Genomic DNA, 17,052 nt, shown 5'->3' with positions numbered 1-17,052 from the left:
CTGCTCTATCGATAAAAAAATCCTTTCATTCTCTGAAAGGATTTCTTTATTTTATTTAAACTTCTACTTCCTGTATAAGCATCTTCAGTATTTTTTCTGTAGAAAGCTCACTATAATCATGAATCGACTGTCCAACCCAGAGACTAACAAATTCCGGATTACTCAAAGACTTTGATACCTTACGTAGTGCATTGGTCAATTTGTTCTGATAAGGATAAGGTAAAATATATTCTGTATTTTCAACAGCTTCTATATATTTATTTTTAATTCCTCTGGCATATCTTCCAGAGAAACTTTTTGTCAGCATTATTTCCTCTTCCTCTACCCGCTTAAGCCTATCTTTTTCAAAAGGCATTAACGCACTTTCATTAGAAGCCAATAAAAGGCTGCCTAGCTGGAAGCCTTGCGCTCCTAAGTCTTTAGCGGCAAGTAAAGTTTTTGAATTATAAATTCCTCCGGCATAAATCAACGGAACTTTTACATGATCATAAACCTGAGATAACAAAGACAGACCTCCGATTTGTGGAATATGATCCGGATCAAAGGTACCTCTGTGCCCTCCTGCTTCTGTTCCTTGTACACAAATGATATCAATTCCCGATTTTTCTAAAATCACAGCCTCTTTTACCGAAGTACAGGTACCTATAAGAGTGACGTTATTTTCCTTTAGCTTCTGAATACTTTTATCATCCAGATTCCCGAATGTAAAACTTAGTATTTTACAGTTTTCTTCAATAATTGCATCTACCTGTTCATGATAACTTTTTACATTCAGATCATCGAGATCAGGAAAACTGACTTCAATATTATTTTCTTTCGTAAGTTGTTCTAAAAACTGCCTGGCTTTAATAAACTTCTCTCTAAAAGCATCTGTAATTTCAGGAATATGATGCACAAAAATGTTCGCGGCAAAAGGTTGATCAGTTAGCTTTCTCGTTTCTCTGATCAGTTCTGCAGATTGGTCTGCAGAGAGATCTGCAAGAGCTAATGATCCCAAACAACCTGCTTTTGCCGCTGCTGCAACCATCTGGGTTGTACTTACTCCAAACATCGGAGCCTGAATTAAAGGATATTGTATCCCTAGTTTTTTACTGATTGTATCCGGCCAAAACATAAGAATTATTTTTTTTAAAATTTACCTGCAAATAAGCAATTGGAACCCCGCAAAGGGATTATATTGCTCACAATGATTGTTTTAAATGAAAATCCCACAGATTTCAAAGATAACGCAGAATTTAAATCTGTGAAATTTATGAAATCTGCGGGACTAATTTATAATTTCTAACCATTAAATATCCGCTACCGAATTCAGCATTTTCTGCTCCCATTCCGGATCTTTCGGATCAAAAAATAATCTTTTTCCTGTGTCTAATGAACGAACAGTATTCATTTCATCCTCTGTCAGTTTAAAATCAAATACATTAAAGTTTTCTTCAATTCTTGACGGAGTAACAGATTTTGGAATTACAACAAATCCTTCCTGTAAATGCCATCTTAAGATTACCTGAGCAACAGTTTTACCATATTTATCTGCAATAGCTTTTAAATCAGTATTACTTAAAAGATTGGCGTTTCCATTTCCCAGAGGGCTCCAAGGCTGTGTTACAATATTGTTCTCTCTGTCGTACACCTGCAGCTCCTTCTGTTGGAATACCGGGTGCAGCTCAATCTGGTTAATTACCGGTAAAACAGTAGTATTAGCTTTTAATTCCTCCAGTTTTTCAACGGTAAAATTACATACCCCAATTGCTCTGATTTTTCCTTCCTTATACAGTTCCTCCAAAGCCTTCCATGTTCCCAGGAAGTCTCCATAAGGCCAATGAATAAGATACATATCAAGATAATCCATCTGCAATCTGTTCAATGTTCTCTGGAAAGCAGCTTTTGCTTTTTCATAGCCATGGTCCTGAACCCATACTTTTGAAGTGATAAACAGTTCATCTCTGTCTACTCCATTATTTTTTACCGCAATACCTACCGCTGTTTCATTTTGATAAATAGCCGCAGTATCTATCATTCTGTATCCTGTCTGAATAGCTTTGATGACTGCATTCTCACATTCTTTCAAGTCCTCCATCTGCCATACTCCAAAGCCTAAAGCCGGAATATCCACTCCGTTATTTAAGGTTACCACAGGCTGCCCTGTATAGGTTTTCTTTTGCATAATCGTTTATTTTTGATTTTAATATAAAGTGATTAAACAAATTTGCAACAAAAAATCGGAACTTCTACCTACCAATTTTACTGTTCCTGTTAAAAAATTGTTATTTAATAAGCTTTTTAACTTATTGTCTTTTCGAATTATAAGGATAAAAATGATATCGAAAAAAGTAAGAAGACAAGGATTTTAAATTTATTTCCGACAAAGCTGGTCTTATAATGGCTTCGAGTAAAAGAATTTCATCATCAATCTATGAATTTCAAAATTCCTAATTCCCTTTTTTCCCATTTTCAATTTTTCATTCTCCCCTTTTCCCTTTCCCCTCACTTCCCCCAATTTTATTATTTTTGTACAAATTTCAAATCATGTCACATTCAATAAGGCTTGCCGATGCTGAAGATTATCCAAGAATTATGGAAATCTGGGAATCAGCGGTACAGGCTACCCACTACTTTCTTGCGGAAGAAGATTTTAATTATTTCAAAGAAGCCATTCCAAGAGATTATCTTCCGAATCTGGAAGTCTATTTAATTACAGAAAACGGTGATGCTAAAGGTTTTGCCTCTGTAGCAGAAGGAAATCTGGAAATGCTTTTCATTCATAATAACGACCGTGGAAAAGGTTATGGAAAGGCACTTTACAAATTTATGAAAGAGAAAACCGACCTTAGTAAAGTGGATGTGAATGAACAAAATCCGCAGGCAATCGGGTTTTATGAAAAAATGGGGTTCAAAAAAACCGGAAGATCCGAGAAAGATGGTTCCGGAAAAAATTATCCGCTTATTCATATGAGCCTTTAATGGAAAATTTCACTTTCAATATCGTTAAACCTGGAGAGAAAATTCCTTATGAACTTTTGCTGTTGGCTGATGAAACTACCGAAGCCATAGATCAGTATATTTTCAATTGTGATATTTATCTGCTTTATGATGGAGAGCACAATATTGCTGTAATGGCACTTTACAGAAACAGTAATAGTGAATTGGAAATCAAAAATATTGCGGTCATTGAAAGTTACAGAAATAAAGGGATAGGGAGAATTCTGATCAATAAAGCAAAAAGGATTGCCCTTGAAAAACTTTATCAAAAACTAACCGTTGGAACTTCAGACACTGGGTTCCAACAGATCAGATTTTATGAGAAAAACGGATTTCTAAAAACGGGAGTAAGGAAGAATTTCTTTATTGAAAATTATCCTGAACCTATCTATGAAAACGGTTTACAAATGTGTGATATGGTTCTACTTACTCATCACCTTTCGGAATAATCCTTTGATATGGTCTATTTCCGTTTGATAATTCGTCTTTTTTCGGCATCCGAAATACAGTGTATTTTCCAGCTTTTTCTTCCCTTCCCAAACCAGCTTGACGTCCCCGCTTTCAATTTCATTTTTACATAAAAAGTCCGGAATAACAGCCAGCCCGGTCCCTCCTTTCAGACAACGGATGATTGAGTTCAGGTTGGGTACAATATAATTGGGGCGAAAATTCGGTTTATGCCCGAAATTCAACGTCCAAAATTGGAAAAGATGCTCCATATCTCCTGTAGTTCCATACCATTTTTCTTTCTTCAGCCATTCTTCTATCTGCTCAGCATCTTTAGTCTTAAGTACTTTACTGAATGCTGCTGTATCCACATCTTTCCCGCCTACAAGAATAATCTGCTCCGAAGAAAATGCTTCATGTTCTATGTTAGGTGAAGATCCTTTTTTGGGCGTGATGATAAGGTCAAGGATTCCTTTATCCAGCTGATCCAGCATTTCCGGATATTCTCCGAAACTGATAATCAGATTGAAAGACAGCGAAGAAACATATTGTTCTAAAGTCGTCTGAAAAGTTTCAAAACACATTCCTACGCTGATTGTTGGGGTATGTTTTTCAGTAGATTTTTGAAAGTTTTTCTCTACATCTTCCAGTTTGGTAATAGGTTCTGCAACTGCATTAAACAGGACTTTTCCTCTTTCTGTCGGGATCATTTTCCGCCCTGTTCTGTCAAACAGTTTATAGCCGACATAAGCTTCCAGGGAACTTAAATGCAGACTTACTCCTGGCTGTGAAATAAACAATGCATCGGCTGCTCCTGTCAGGGTTCCTGTTTTATATATGGCTTTAAAAGTACGATACCATTCTAAATTGACCACAACTTATATTATTAATATTCTGATGCAAATTTACAAAATAATTATAATACTGATACTAATTTTAACACATCATCTATTGCCTGTAAATTTTCAATCCAGCTCTTATTTTACGACCTCCATAATTGTATTCTGGAACTTTTCCGGTTCATCTTTATGAATCTGATGTCCGGAATTTTCAAATAAAAACAAGTCTTTCTTAGGGGCTTTTACTTTTTCAAAATATCCAGTTGTAATTCTGGTGGAGGTTTGGATGTCATTTTTTCCGACAAAGAAATAAATAGGACACTTTATTTTCTTTAAAGTTTCTGGAAGATCAATATTCATAACTTCGTTCCATGCTGGTGACCATGTTTTTGACCATTGCAGAAAGCCTTTCTTGAAATCTTCACTTTTTACATACTGTTTTCCATCTTTATAAAAAAGCCATTTTCTTAAATAAAACAGATCTTCATCTACTGTAAAAGGAATATGTACATCTGCCAGTTCTTTACTGGCAACCGGATCTTCCTTAAAATAATCTTTTAAAATAATGAGCAATTCTTTCTCACTTTCTAATTGGCTGACAACTGGATTTACCGCAAAATAGGCATGTAAAAGTTCGGGATGATTTCTAACAATATAAAAACCTAAAGCATTTCCCCAGGAACTCCCTAACATATATATTTTTTCCTGTTTTAATTCTTTTTTCAAAAAATTAATCACCTGATAAGTATCTTGTCCCATAAGCTCCACTGAAGGCTGAACGGGTGAAGGATTTAGTTCCAGCGTTTTTCCGGCATCTCTCTGATCCCATTGAACAATAGTAAATTTATCCTTTAAAATATTTGTAAAAGAATCCGCATTTTTCCTCATTGAACTTCCCGGTCCGCCTGATAAAAAGAGAAGGATGGGTTTTCGGGAATCATCTGTTTTAATATCGATGGCTTGTTTTATTCCTCCTATTTCCGGAGTAAGCAGGGTATCTATTTTTCCCTTATGTAATTGTGCGAAACAAAATACTGATAATAGCACAAAAAGAAGAAGGCTTGTTTTTTTCATGATTTCTAAATTTTAAGTTGACTTGAATAATCTGATACAAAGATGCCATGGATAATGTTCATAGAAGTCCGGATAAAAAAAGTCGGACTGATTTTAATGATAAAGTCAGTCCGAATGCATACAAATCAAAGTCCGAATAATCACAAAGTACTACATATCAAAAGATTACACTCCTGAAAAAGAATATAAATCGTCTGTTTTTAAAATAATGGATGATAAGAAAATTTTGAATAAATTGTCTCTGAAAGACCCAAAACGATCGTTAGATCTCCGACACTTTTTGATTTTTTAAAAAAAAGGCATAATAATCAGGAATATCACTTTCTTCAATTCCACGGACAGTTTCTGCAAGAGGATACGCTATCTGTACAATTTCAGGAGAAATTCTTTCTTCTTCTATGGTAAGAATAAGGTAAGAAGCCAGGCGGTTTTCTTCTTTCGATCTACCTACAGAACCACAATTGACTGCCCATTTGCCATTTTCAAACTTTTTTTTAAAGGATAAATGAGTATGCCCCATCACAATAATATCAGACTGTGAGTCTTTCAGCATATTTTCAAAAACCTCATCATCTTCCGATTCATAAAGATAGGTATCATTACTTGATAAACTGGAATGAACAAGCTGAATATTCCAGTGCTTCTTCCCTACTTTATAGTTTAATTTTAAATGAAAAGGTAACTCTGATAAAAATTTTTTGTTCTCTTCTGTAATATGTTTTTTAGAATGATCAATCGCTACAAATCTGGCATTCGTTTCTTCTTCAGAATGCTTAGATAAAGGAACTACAGGAATATCAAAAGCAATTCTTTCGTCATGATTTCCAAGGAGACAAGGAATATTCATTTTTTTTATTTTTTCAGTGACTTCATTACCCCACGGTGCAAAATCTACCAGATCACCTAAACAGAATTTCTGATGAATTCCTCTTTCTTCTATATCCTTAAGTACCGAATCCAGTGCGGGAAGATTTCCGTGCACATCACTAAAAACTGCAATCTGTATCATATTCATTCTATTATTATAACAAATTTACAAGAGAACAATGAAATCGTGACCAGCGAGCAATATGATATTTTACACAAATAGCAAAATTTAATCTATTATTTTTATAATAGATATGTATAACTTATACTATTTTTATTATACAATAATCCCTCCTAACTTTGCAGAGTAAAATTTAAACAATCATCAAAAAATGAAAAAAGTATTAATTATCAACGGAGGACAGAATTTCGGACATTCCGGAGGAAAATATAATCAAACTATAGCAGAGAACACTTTAGCAGTTCTTAAAGAATTTGAAAATGTAGAGGTAAAGATAACGAATGTAAGTGAATACTATGACAAAAATGAAGAAGTCCAGAAATTTGTATGGGCTGATTATATCATTTATCATACCCCGATCTGGTGGTTTCAGCTTCCAAACGGATTTAAAAAATATATCGATGAAGTTTTCACAGCAGGACATGCAAAAGGAATTTATATGAGTGATGGAAGAAATGCTGAAAATCCCGAGATTAATTATGGTACAGGAGGAATGCTGGGCGGCAGAAAATATATGCTGACTACAAGCTGGAATGCTCCTGCAACAGCTTTCACGCTTCCCGGAGAATTTTTTAGCGAAAGAAGTGTAGATGATGGACCATTATTTGGATTCCATAGAATGAATGCTTTTGTTTCTCTGGAAAAGATGGAAAGCTTCCATTTCCATGATGTAGAGAAAAATGCCAATATAGAACGTGACATGAAACTTTACAGAGAACATGTAAAAAACGTATTTGAAAAAGAATTAAAACAAGAATTAGTATCATGAAAATCCACCTTACAGCAGTAATAAAAGCAAAAGAAGAACATCAGAAAGAAGTTTTGGAAGTTCTTCAGAATATGGTGAAAGAAACCAGAAAAGAAGAAGCGTGTGAGCTCTACAGCCTTCACCAGGGAATTGAGGACAAAAACCAATTTGTATTCTACGAAATCTGGAAAAGTAAAGAAGGATTGGAACAGCATAATCAGCAGCCTTATATTCAGGCTTTCGGAGCTTTGGTAGATGAAAAACTTCAGGAAAAACCTCAGATTTATACCACTCATATCATTTAACTATGAAAAAACTGTCACTTTTATGTTTTATCCTTCTCACCGTAGGATTTATCAATGCGCAACACCAAAAATCTAATCATATGAAAAAGAAAATTTTGTTCGTCGTAACCAGTCATGATAAAAAAGGAAATACAGGCGAAAACACAGGATATTACCTTGGCGAAGTTTCTCACCCGTGGGAAGTTCTTCACAAAGCGGGCTATGAAATTGATTTTGTAAGTCCAAAAGGCGGAACTCCTCCTGTAGATGGGTTCGATTTGAAAGATCCTGTGAATAAGGAGTTCTGGGAAAACAAAGAATACAAAGACAAAATTGACCATTCTTTAACCCCAGCTGAAGTTAACCCGAAAGAGTATTCAACTATTTTCTATGCAGGAGGGCATGGTGCGATGTGGGATTTTGCTGATAATACAGAACTGGCGGCTATTGCTTCAAAAATCTATGAAGACGGAGGTATTGTGGCAGGTGTATGTCATGGCCCGGCAGGCTTGGTGAATATCAAACTGAATACCGGAAAATACCTCGTGGATGGTAAAAAGATCAATGCCTTTACCAATGAAGAGGAAGCTGAAGTAAAATTAACAGATGTAGTTCCTTTCTTACTGGAAAACAAGTTGAAAGAAAGAGGGGCCAAATTTGAAAAATCAGGACTATGGCAAAATCATGTGGTGACTGATCAAAGGCTGATCACAGGGCAAAATCCGCAGTCTGCAAAGAGTGTTGGAGAAGCAATATTAAAAGAGTTAAACAAATAACATATAATTTTTAAGTACAAAAGTCACAAAAGTTCTGAAATTTAAATGATCATGAGAATAAAAGATTTTCTTCTTATATGAACTTTCATGTACAGAACATTTAAACGTCATAAAATAAACTTTATATATAGAAAAATAATCTTTTGTGACTTTTGCGGCTTATTATTTAAAATAAAAAAATGGAATACAGAAAATTAGGAAATACGGACTTAGAATTATCTACAATTACACACGGAGCCTTTGCCATTGGGGGAAATATGTGGGGCGGTAATGAAAAACAGGATTCTATCAATTCTATTCACGCATCACTGGATCATGGAGTAACTTCTATTGACACGGCTCCATTCTATGGCTTCGGACTGAGTGAAGAAATGATTGGTGAGGCCATTAAAGGAAAAGACCGTTCAAAAATCCAACTATTGACAAAATTCGGTTTGGTATGGGACGGAAGCAATAACGGAAAAGGAGAATTTTTCTTTGATGCTCAGGACGAAGGAAAAACAATCCCCGTCTACAAATTGGCTTCTAAGGAAAACATCATCAAAGAAGTTGAAGAAAGTTTAAAAAGACTAGGTACAGATTATATTGATCTTTTACAACTCCACTGGCCAGACAATACAACAGCAATCAGTGAAACAATGGAAGCGATGGAACTATTGATCCAACAAGGAAAAATCCTTGCAGCGGGGGTAAGTAACTACAGCATAGCACAAATGGAAGAAGCCGCCAGAACAATTACGCTAGCCAGTAATCAGGTTTCTTACAGCATGCTGAACCGTGCTATTGAAAATGATCTGGTTCCTTATTCTCTGGAAAACAATTCAGGAATCATTGTATACAGCCCGATGGAAAGAGGTCTTTTAACAGGTAAATATTTCAAAGAAACTCAATTAAAGGAAAACGATCACAGAAATGGTTATTTTTCACAGTTTGATTTAAATAAAGTAAAAACTTTCTTAGAAAAAATTGAACCTATCGCTCAGGACAAAGGAGCAACCCTTTCACAGCTGGTCCTTAGATGGACGGCCCTGCAGCCGGCAATCACGGTAGTACTAGCAGGAGCAAGAAATGCACAGCAGGCGATTGAAAATGCAAAAGCAATGTCTATTGACCTGTCTCAGGAAGAATTGAACTCCATCAATTCTGCTCTGAATGAAATATAATATGGAAACCCCGGTAAACTGTCTTTTTCTAGGAGATGATTTACCTGTTTTTTTTCCTCTTATTTCATAAATTATAAACAATGAAAAACAATCAATCAAAAACGTTTGAATTAATAAATTTTCTGAATAGCTCCAGGCTTGGATCATTATCAATCAGAACGATAAACCACGAAAATCAAGTCTTTAATTCTATTACCCTATAACTTATCATATAAAAGAGTTCTTCAAAATTGAAAAACTCTTTTTTTAAAATAAATAAGTAAATAGTCTGAAACAGATATTATTTTGCAATCGGAAGATGAGTACTAACTGCAATCCTGTTCCAGGCATTGATTGTAATAATAGCCATGATAATCTGTGCAATCTGAGCTTCGTCAAAAATAGCAATGGCTTTCTGATACGTTTCTTCTGTTAATCCATTTTGGCTGATCAGAGTAATTTCTTCAGTCATCGCTAAAAGTGCCTGTTCTTCTTCTGTAAATAATTCTTTTGCTTCTCTCCATGCGCTCAGAATAAAAATTCTTTGTGGAGTTTCTCCGTATTTTATGGCATCTTTCGTATGCATATCAAGGCAGAAAGCACATCCATTAATCTGGGAAGCTCTTATTTTTATCAGTTCTTTCTGAATATGACTTAAAGAAGTGGTCTGAAGATATCCTTCCAATCCCAACATAGCTTTATAAGCTGCTGAATCTACTGTTGCAATATTTAATCTTGCGCTCATTATTATATTATTTTTTGGTTAATTGATCGATACTCAAAGAATAGTATTGCTGGACCGCCAATAAAAGAGCAGCAGCGCTCCCTACCCATACAGAATAATTAAGTGGTGCTTTGGGTCCCATTGCAACAGTCATTGACAGGGCAAAAATCAACAATAATATACTGCTTCCGTAGGCTGCAATTCTGGTTTTAAACCCGGCAATCAGCATCAATGGAAAAAGAATTTCCAAAAAAGTTGCTGCATAAGCTGAAAAAGCACTTAAAGTTTCCGGAAGAAAAAAAGTAAGTTCTCTTGTATACATTCTGAAACTATCCATATTTCCCCATGAGGAATTTTCTTTGCTCCATAGCCCGAACCGGTCTGCTACTGCAGAAAGCATGGTTGCGGCAAGAGCAAGTCTCAAAAATAGCTGCGGAAATTGATTTTTTGTATCTGTCATTGTATTGGCTTTTAATAACATGACAAATTTCCGGTTTCTGATCCGTAAAAATCTTAAACTGGTTTAAGAACGTAATTTCGCCCTGATTTCACTAAGATATTCTGGTGTAAAACCTAAAAAGGAAGCAATTAAGTATTGCGGAATTCTTTGGATAAACCAAGGGTACAATGTACTGAAATGCACATAATATTCTTCTTTTGTCATCTCATAAATATAACGGATTCTTTTTTCGGCAGCAGCATAAGCTGTTTGGTATACCATTCTGAAATAGCGTTCCATAATGGGATGCTTTTCCAATAGAACTTCCTGAGACTGAAAATCAATGGTTAAGATTTTAGAATTTTCTACAGACTGAATATTGAAACTTGACTTCATCTGTTTTTCAAAAGCAAAAGTATCTGACATCCACCAGTTTTCTATAGCAAACTCTGTGGTTTGTTCTACTCCCTTTTCATTGACAAAAAATTTTCTCAGACATCCTTCCAAAACAAAATATTTAAACTTACAAACATCACCCTCAAGCATCAGGTTTTCTTTCTTTTTTACTTTTAAAACCTGAAAAAAAGAAATGATGGAAGCAAATTCCTCCTCATTGATTGTAATGAATTTATCTAAATGCGCTTTGAAAGTTTCCATTTTAAAATTTAGTAACCAAACTTAACTTTATTTTTTTAGTTTTACAATGACAAAATATTTAATCATGGAAATCGTAGCCAAAATTCTTATCGCTGTTGTTGCTCTGGAACATCTTTATATTCTCTGGATGGAAATGTTTGCATGGGAAACCAAAGGAAAGGAAGTTTTCAAAGCTGCTCTGCCCGCCGAAATGTTTAAGCCTACTAAAGGACTTGCGGCTAATCAGGGACTTTATAATGGTTTTCTGGCTGCCGGACTGATATGGTCGTTTTTGATTAAAGATCCGCAATGGCAGACTAACGTGGCCCTATTCTTTTTGGGATGCGTAGCGGTTGCTGGAATCTATGGAGCAATTTCTGCAACGAAGAAAATATTTTTCGTTCAGGCTTTACCTGCTATTCTGGCTATTATTGTTGTTTTACTGAGGTAATTTAATTAGTCATATTTCTAAAGAATTTTTTTTAAATATTAGGATCCTCAATATACTCCTATCTTCAATGATCATGAGAAAAACTGTTGTGAATTCACCCTTCCATAACCAGTCTTTAAACCAGCTCCTTACGTCTCAAAAATCCATTTAATATAAAATTTGTACCTTTGCACCGTCATAAAAAACTGATACACAGGTTTTTTCTATTGGCCTGCATTTTGATGAAATGTAGAAATTCAAGTTGTTCTGTACACATATCTTTAATTACTTCATCAGTAATTTAATTGTAAAATTTATGTAAGATATTAACCTATTTTTACATAATACACTCTTTTTCTAGAGTATAATCTATTGAAATATTTAAAATAAACATAAGGCCATTGGGTCCTTATGGTAATATTTTTTTGTTAAAAGCTTTTGTCATTATAAGCTCAGTAATTTATTTTACATGACCAGCAGCAGAATAACTAAATTTATCGTATATAATAAATTGGTATACAATTTATTATATCATTTATTAATCAAAAAAATCTGAATATGGAAAAAAATGAAAACACTAGAAAAGTAAAACTTAAAGTTGAAGATCTGACCATTATCTTTGGTAAAAACAAAGAAAAAGCTCAGGAACTTTTAGACAAAGGTTTTTCCAAAAAGGAAATTCTTGAAAAAACAGGATGCACCATAGGAATCAACAAAGCAAGTTTTGAAATCTATGAAGGTGAATTCTTTGTGATCATGGGGTTGTCAGGAAGCGGAAAATCTACTTTACTTCGCTGCCTTAACAGGCTGAACGAACCCACTTCAGGAAAAGTATATATCAATGATGATGATATCACCAGCAAAAACAATAAAGAGCTTCTGGAAGTAAGAAGAACGGAGATGAGTATGGTATTTCAGAAGTTTGGACTGCTGCCCCATCATACGATTCTGGATAATGCAGGGTTCGGACTGGAAATCAGAGGAGAAGATAAAGCTTCCCGTGATGAAAAAGCACAGAAAGCACTGGATATTGTGGGATTAAATGGTTTCGAAAACCAATATCCTTCCCAACTTTCAGGAGGAATGCAACAGAGAGTAGGATTAGCAAGAGCTTTGGCTAATGATCCTGAAGTATTGCTTATGGATGAGGCTTTCTCGGCACTGGATCCTTTGATAAAATCTGAAATGCAGGATCAGTTGCTTGAATTGCAAAATACATTACAAAAAACCATTGTCTTCATTACGCATGACCTGGACGAGGCCATTAAAATCGGAGACCGTATTGTCATCATGAAAGATGGTGTCATAGAACAGATAGGAACAGCTGAAGATATTTTAACCAATCCTGCAAGTGACTATGTAAAAGCATTTGTAGAGAAAGTGGACCGCAAAACAATTATCACCGCCAGATCTTTGATGTTCGATAAAGCGACTGTAGTGCGTTTTAGAAAAGACGGCCCTGAAGGGGCCCTAAGAAAAATGAGAGCAACAGGCTTAGAAAACTTACCTGTCGTAGATTTTCAAAATAAATTTCTTGGTTTTGTAACGCTTAAGGACGTGGTTCAAATTGCAAAAAAGAAAGAACCAACCGTAGAATCAATTATAAACGGCAATGTGCCTTCTGTCTACCCTGAAGCTACCGTTGAAGAAATGTTACCATTAATTTCCGGAAGTAAATCAGCCATCGCTGTGGTAGATGAAAACAATAAATTTCTAGGTCTTGTTACCCAATTATCTCTCATTATAGAGGCTACGAAATTTAACGAAGAAGAAATCATTGAATTAAAAGAAATCGCAAACAATCAATAAGATGAATAAAACTATAGATATAGGTCAATATGTAGAAACTGCAATCAATTGGCTCACAGAAAATGGAAAACCTGTATTTGATGTCATAAAACATATAGGAAACTCCTCCATCATGGGGATCGAATGGGTTCTTGTAAACACTCCCTTTTATGTTATTATTCTCTTCTTTACACTACTGGCATTATGGAAAGCCGGAAAAGGTGTTGCTGTGGTAACCGCAGCCGGACTGAGTTTAATATTTTTAATGGGATTATGGAAAGAAACCATGGAAACCCTGGCGCTTATTTTTGTATCAACTCTTACAGCCCTGATTTTTTCTATTCCTCTGGGAATTTTTGCGGCAAAAAGCAAAGTAGCCGCAAAAATCATACGCCCTTTACTGGATTTGATGCAGACAATGCCTGCATTTGTCTACCTGATTCCTGCAGTATTATTTTTCAGTATCGGGAAAGTACCCGGTGCTTTTGCAACGATTATTTTTGCAATGCCGCCTGCCGTGCGACTAACAACATTGGGTATTGAAGCGGTTCCGAAAGATATTGTAGAAGCGGCAAGGGCCTTTGGAGCGACCAGCCGTCAGATTCTATTTAAAGTAGAGCTTCCTTTAGCTATGAAAACTATTTTAACAGGGATCAACCAAACGATACTATTATCCTTATCCATGGTGGTTATTGCAGGGATGATTGCTGCAGGCGGTTTAGGGGAAAAAGTACTGGAAGGAATTAATAATCTGGATATCGGATTAGGATTTGAAAGTGGTTTATCCGTAGTGATTTTAGCCATTATCCTCGACCGGATTACCCAGGGATTTGTAAAGAAAAAACAATAAAATGAAAAAGTTAAAATATCTATTTTTTCCCGTGTTAATGATGATTTTTGCAACATTAAATTCGTGCGAAAATATAAAAAACTCTAAGTATATAACCATAGGAATGGTAGATGGCTGGGCAGAAGATGTTGCGATGACACACCTTGCAAAGGCTATCTTGGACCAGCAGGGGTATCATGTCATTATTCAAAAAGCCTCTACAGATATGATTCTGGCCTCGATGAATAATGAAGATACAGACCTTTTCATGGGAGTCTGGCTCCCACATACACATGCTAAAAAATTAGCTAAATTTCCAGAATTAACTCATCTCGGAACAAGCTACGACAACGGTCGTATAGGATTGGTAGTTCCGGACTATGTTCCTATTCATTCAATTGAACAACTAAAACAATATCAGGATCAATTCAGTCATAGAATCATTGGAATTGAAAAAGGAGCGGGATTAGCATCTGGAACAGATAAAGCGATTATTGATTATAAACTGGATTATAAACAGATCAACTCCTCTACCATTGCGATGATCACCGAGCTTCAGAATGCCATACAACGTAAACAGTGGATTGTGGTCACAGGATGGCAGCCCCATTGGATGTTTGGTAAAATGAAGCTTAAGTTTCTTGATGATCCAAAAAAGATCTTCGGTGAAGCAGAGCAGATTAAAACATATGCCCGAAAAAGCTTTGATAAAGATCATCCGGAACTGGCAAAGTTCTTTTCCAAATTCCATTTGGATGATGAAAATATGTCAGATCTTTTAATAAAAATGGAACAGAGTAAAAATAAAGAAGCCGCTGCTAAAGAATGGGCAAAAGATCATTCTGAACTGGTAAAATCATGGTTAGATAAAAATTAATATAACGATACAATTTCGTATTACTAAAAATCCTCAACTCTACTTTTCGGGTTAGACTGAGGATTTTTTTTATTGATTAAATTATACTTCGGAAGTACTCTCCGTTTTTATAACACACTTTAAAACAATACTTTTTGACAATAAAAAAGTCAAAAGTGAATTTAATAATATCATCTTATAATCAGCAAGATTGGTTAAACTCGTATTCAACAGTATACAATTTTATCGAAGATAAAATCCTTGCCTTAAAGCATCTTTAATGGGAAACTTTCCGTCTTTGCGTTTTCCAACCTATTGAAACTACATCATTATCTCTTTGATCTTCTCTCTATAAAACAATATCTGTTGGTAATCTGTAAGGCGCTAAGAAATTTAATACTTTATTATAGCAAGGAATTAATAAAAGGGGAAAAAATTGTGTCTTTGCACCCTCCAAACAATCAAAACTACTTCATCGACTCTTTGATCTTCTCTCTATGAAGCAGTCCCCAATTTACTAATGTTTCAGTAACAGGAAATACGGATTTTCCATATTCAGTTACTGCATAAGTTACAGTGATTGGTTTGGTATCCTGTATAGTTCTTGTAACCAACAAATTGATTTCCAATTCTTTTAATTCTTTACTCAACATTTTAGCAGAAATTCCTTCAATACTCCGTTCCAGTTTTTTAAAATGAATCTTTTGATCCGGCCTGTTGGTAAGATATCTTAAAATCATCAGCTTCCATTTTCCACCCAACACATCCAGACTGTCACGCATAGCAAACAACTCTTCTGTACAGTTTGCTTCTCTTTCGATCCCGTTTTCAATAATTTTTGCCATAATAGTTTCATGAAGGTAACTAGTAACCATTAGTTAACTAGTAGCAAATATAAACTATTCCGTATTTACATTTGTCTTTCCAATTAGCAATATCAAATCTTCATAATTTCTCAAACATCAATACTGATGAAGAAACTATGATGGCACATACCCTTTGAAATAATAAATATCTACCTATGAAAACAGTCATTTTAAATAAAAATTTTCAGCTTGAAGATGGTCATTCTGAGAAACCTCACCCCAAAAACCATGAAGTTTTAATTCAGATTAAAGCAAGCGGTTTTAATCCTATCGATTATCAGATGCTGGAAAATGAATTGGAACGTAAATTAATCAGTTCCCCCATATTAGGACGGGAATTATCCGGAATTATTGTAGAAAAAGGAAGTGCAGTTACTCAGTTCAACATCGGAGATGAAGTATATTGTGGCAGCGGCTCTATGGGAAGCAACGGAAGCTATGCAGAATTTATTGCAGTTCCTGATGCTATTGTTTCACTCAAACCAAAAAATATTTCTTTTGAACAGGCAGCTTCCATTCCTTCAGCAGGAATGACTTCTTTACAGATCTTTAACCGCCTGGAACTGCATCCGGAGGATTCTATTCTTATAACAGGTGCTGCCGGAGGGGTAGGTTCATTTTTAATCAAACTGTTATTAGCTCATGACATCCGGCAGATCACAGCTACTGTTGGAAGTGAAGAAAACAGACAGATTCTGCTCAATATGGGTTTACAAGATGATCAGATCATCAATTATAAAGAAGAAAATATTACCGAAAACATTTTAAAATCCAATAATAGCAAGCCTTTCGATTACGGAATTGATCTGGTAGGAAATTATATGGCAGAAGTCACTGCAGAAGTTTTAAAAATAAATGGAACCTACGTAGATGTAACTGCTCTGGTTACTAAATATGCTCATGAACTCCTTTTCAATAAAGGAACTTTGATTATGAACATATCCAATTATGCTTACAGTATGATCAGAAACTATGATTATTACCAAGCCAGTTTAATGGAAATAAAAAAACTCATTGAAACCCATGTTATTACTCCCCCTCTGTATAAAATCATTGGAAGCCTTTCTCTGGAAACGGTTTTGCGGGCTCATACTATTTTAAAAAACAATCAGACACAAGGTCATAAACTTATCATGAAACATTAATC

Annotated in this window: 20 protein-coding genes; 11 read left to right on the top strand and 9 right to left on the bottom strand. The window is 35.2% G+C overall.

Annotated elements, in window-relative coordinates; all coding sequences use genetic code 11:
* Window positions 1-55: 55 nt before the first annotated feature.
* Both LF887_RS04940 and LF887_RS04935 read right to left on the bottom strand, forming a co-directional pair.
* Entirely contained in the window at window positions 56-1,114 is a 1,059-nt protein-coding gene (locus LF887_RS04940; protein ID WP_236857692.1) for an NAD(P)H-dependent flavin oxidoreductase, read from the bottom strand.
* Between the two features lie 174 nt (window positions 1,115-1,288).
* Window positions 1,289-2,164, bottom strand: a complete 876-nt coding sequence (locus tag LF887_RS04935; protein ID WP_236857691.1) for an aldo/keto reductase — start codon at window positions 2,162-2,164, stop codon at window positions 1,289-1,291.
* A 362-nt stretch (window positions 2,165-2,526) separates the two neighbouring features.
* On the opposite strand from LF887_RS04935, the gene LF887_RS04930 reads away from it, so the two are divergent.
* Together LF887_RS04930 and LF887_RS04925 are read left to right on the top strand one after the other, a co-directional pair.
* Window positions 2,527-2,961 (top strand): GNAT family N-acetyltransferase, encoded by a 435-nt coding sequence (locus LF887_RS04930; protein WP_236857690.1) that lies wholly within the window; start codon window positions 2,527-2,529, stop codon window positions 2,959-2,961.
* Entirely contained in the window at window positions 2,961-3,428 is a 468-nt protein-coding gene (locus LF887_RS04925; protein WP_236857689.1) for a GNAT family N-acetyltransferase, read from the top strand. The genes LF887_RS04930 and LF887_RS04925 overlap by 1 nt, the downstream gene beginning before the upstream one ends.
* Here LF887_RS04925 and LF887_RS04920 read toward each other — a convergent pair.
* From LF887_RS04920 to LF887_RS04910, 3 genes are all read right to left on the bottom strand, one after another.
* Window positions 3,402-4,301: a LysR family transcriptional regulator gene (locus LF887_RS04920; RefSeq protein ID WP_236857688.1), complete on the bottom strand. Its 900-nt coding sequence runs from the start codon at window positions 4,299-4,301 to the stop codon at window positions 3,402-3,404. The two genes, LF887_RS04925 and LF887_RS04920, sit on opposite strands and share 27 nt — an antisense overlap.
* A gap of 102 nt (window positions 4,302-4,403) precedes the next feature.
* Window positions 4,404-5,339 (bottom strand): alpha/beta fold hydrolase, encoded by a 936-nt coding sequence (locus LF887_RS04915; protein ID WP_236857687.1) that lies wholly within the window; start codon window positions 5,337-5,339, stop codon window positions 4,404-4,406.
* Between the two features lie 262 nt (window positions 5,340-5,601).
* Entirely contained in the window at window positions 5,602-6,348 is a 747-nt protein-coding gene (locus tag LF887_RS04910) for a metallophosphoesterase family protein (RefSeq protein WP_236857686.1), read from the bottom strand.
* A gap of 190 nt (window positions 6,349-6,538) precedes the next feature.
* Here LF887_RS04910 and LF887_RS04905 point away from each other — a divergent pair, with 190 nt between their 5' ends.
* From LF887_RS04905 to LF887_RS04890, 4 genes are all read left to right on the top strand, one after another.
* Window positions 6,539-7,156 (top strand): NAD(P)H-dependent oxidoreductase, encoded by a 618-nt coding sequence (locus tag LF887_RS04905; protein ID WP_236857685.1) that lies wholly within the window; start codon window positions 6,539-6,541, stop codon window positions 7,154-7,156.
* Window positions 7,153-7,440 carry a putative quinol monooxygenase gene (locus LF887_RS04900; protein WP_236857684.1) on the top strand — a complete coding sequence of 96 codons (288 nt, stop codon included), beginning with the start codon at window positions 7,153-7,155 and terminating at the stop codon, window positions 7,438-7,440. The genes LF887_RS04905 and LF887_RS04900 overlap by 4 nt, the downstream gene beginning before the upstream one ends.
* A gap of 80 nt (window positions 7,441-7,520) precedes the next feature.
* A complete protein-coding gene (locus LF887_RS04895) occupies window positions 7,521-8,195 on the top strand; it encodes a type 1 glutamine amidotransferase domain-containing protein (RefSeq protein ID WP_236857683.1) in 675 nt (224 codons plus the stop codon).
* Window positions 8,196-8,374: 179 nt separating this feature from the next.
* Window positions 8,375-9,358, top strand: coding sequence for an aldo/keto reductase (locus LF887_RS04890; protein ID WP_236857682.1), 984 nt, complete (start codon window positions 8,375-8,377; stop codon window positions 9,356-9,358).
* Between the two features lie 280 nt (window positions 9,359-9,638).
* Here LF887_RS04890 and LF887_RS04885 read toward each other — a convergent pair whose 3' ends face one another.
* The 3 genes from LF887_RS04885 to LF887_RS04875 all read right to left on the bottom strand — a co-directional run bounded on the left by LF887_RS04885 (window position 9,639) and on the right by LF887_RS04875 (window position 11,157).
* Complete coding sequence (locus LF887_RS04885) at window positions 9,639-10,082, bottom strand: carboxymuconolactone decarboxylase family protein (RefSeq protein ID WP_236857681.1); 444 nt, start codon at window positions 10,080-10,082, stop codon at window positions 9,639-9,641.
* A gap of 7 nt (window positions 10,083-10,089) precedes the next feature.
* Window positions 10,090-10,521, bottom strand: coding sequence for a DoxX family protein (locus tag LF887_RS04880; protein ID WP_236857680.1), 432 nt, complete (start codon window positions 10,519-10,521; stop codon window positions 10,090-10,092).
* A 63-nt stretch (window positions 10,522-10,584) separates the two neighbouring features.
* Window positions 10,585-11,157 carry a Crp/Fnr family transcriptional regulator gene (locus LF887_RS04875; RefSeq protein ID WP_236857679.1) on the bottom strand — a complete coding sequence of 191 codons (573 nt, stop codon included), beginning with the start codon at window positions 11,155-11,157 and terminating at the stop codon, window positions 10,585-10,587.
* Window positions 11,158-11,221: 64 nt separating this feature from the next.
* Between LF887_RS04875 and LF887_RS04870 the strand changes: the two genes are divergently transcribed.
* The 4 genes from LF887_RS04870 (at window position 11,222) to LF887_RS04855 (ending at window position 15,060) form a co-directional block, all read left to right on the top strand.
* Window positions 11,222-11,587, top strand: a complete 366-nt coding sequence (locus LF887_RS04870) for a DUF1304 domain-containing protein (RefSeq protein WP_236857678.1) — start codon at window positions 11,222-11,224, stop codon at window positions 11,585-11,587.
* Between the two features lie 537 nt (window positions 11,588-12,124).
* Window positions 12,125-13,375, top strand: coding sequence for a glycine betaine/L-proline ABC transporter ATP-binding protein (locus tag LF887_RS04865; protein WP_236857677.1), 1,251 nt, complete (start codon window positions 12,125-12,127; stop codon window positions 13,373-13,375).
* 1 nt (window position 13,376) lies between these two features.
* Window positions 13,377-14,204 (top strand): ABC transporter permease, encoded by an 828-nt coding sequence (locus LF887_RS04860; RefSeq protein WP_236857676.1) that lies wholly within the window; start codon window positions 13,377-13,379, stop codon window positions 14,202-14,204.
* Window position 14,205: 1 nt separating this feature from the next.
* On the top strand, window positions 14,206-15,060 hold the full coding sequence (locus tag LF887_RS04855; protein WP_236857675.1) for a glycine betaine ABC transporter substrate-binding protein: 855 nt from the start codon (window positions 14,206-14,208) through the stop codon (window positions 15,058-15,060).
* Window positions 15,061-15,506: 446 nt separating this feature from the next.
* On the opposite strand, the gene LF887_RS04850 is transcribed toward LF887_RS04855, so the two are convergent.
* Window positions 15,507-15,884 carry a winged helix-turn-helix transcriptional regulator gene (locus LF887_RS04850; RefSeq protein ID WP_236859471.1) on the bottom strand — a complete coding sequence of 126 codons (378 nt, stop codon included), beginning with the start codon at window positions 15,882-15,884 and terminating at the stop codon, window positions 15,507-15,509.
* Between the two features lie 176 nt (window positions 15,885-16,060).
* On the opposite strand from LF887_RS04850, the gene LF887_RS04845 reads away from it, so the two are divergent.
* Entirely contained in the window at window positions 16,061-17,050 is a 990-nt protein-coding gene (locus LF887_RS04845; protein ID WP_236857674.1) for an NADP-dependent oxidoreductase, read from the top strand.
* The last annotated feature ends 2 nt before the right edge of the window (window positions 17,051-17,052 follow it).

The organism is Chryseobacterium sp. MEBOG06 (assembly GCF_021869765.1).
Classification (GTDB): domain Bacteria; phylum Bacteroidota; class Bacteroidia; order Flavobacteriales; family Weeksellaceae; genus Chryseobacterium.
This window is presented reverse-complemented; position numbering and strand designations above follow the sequence as displayed.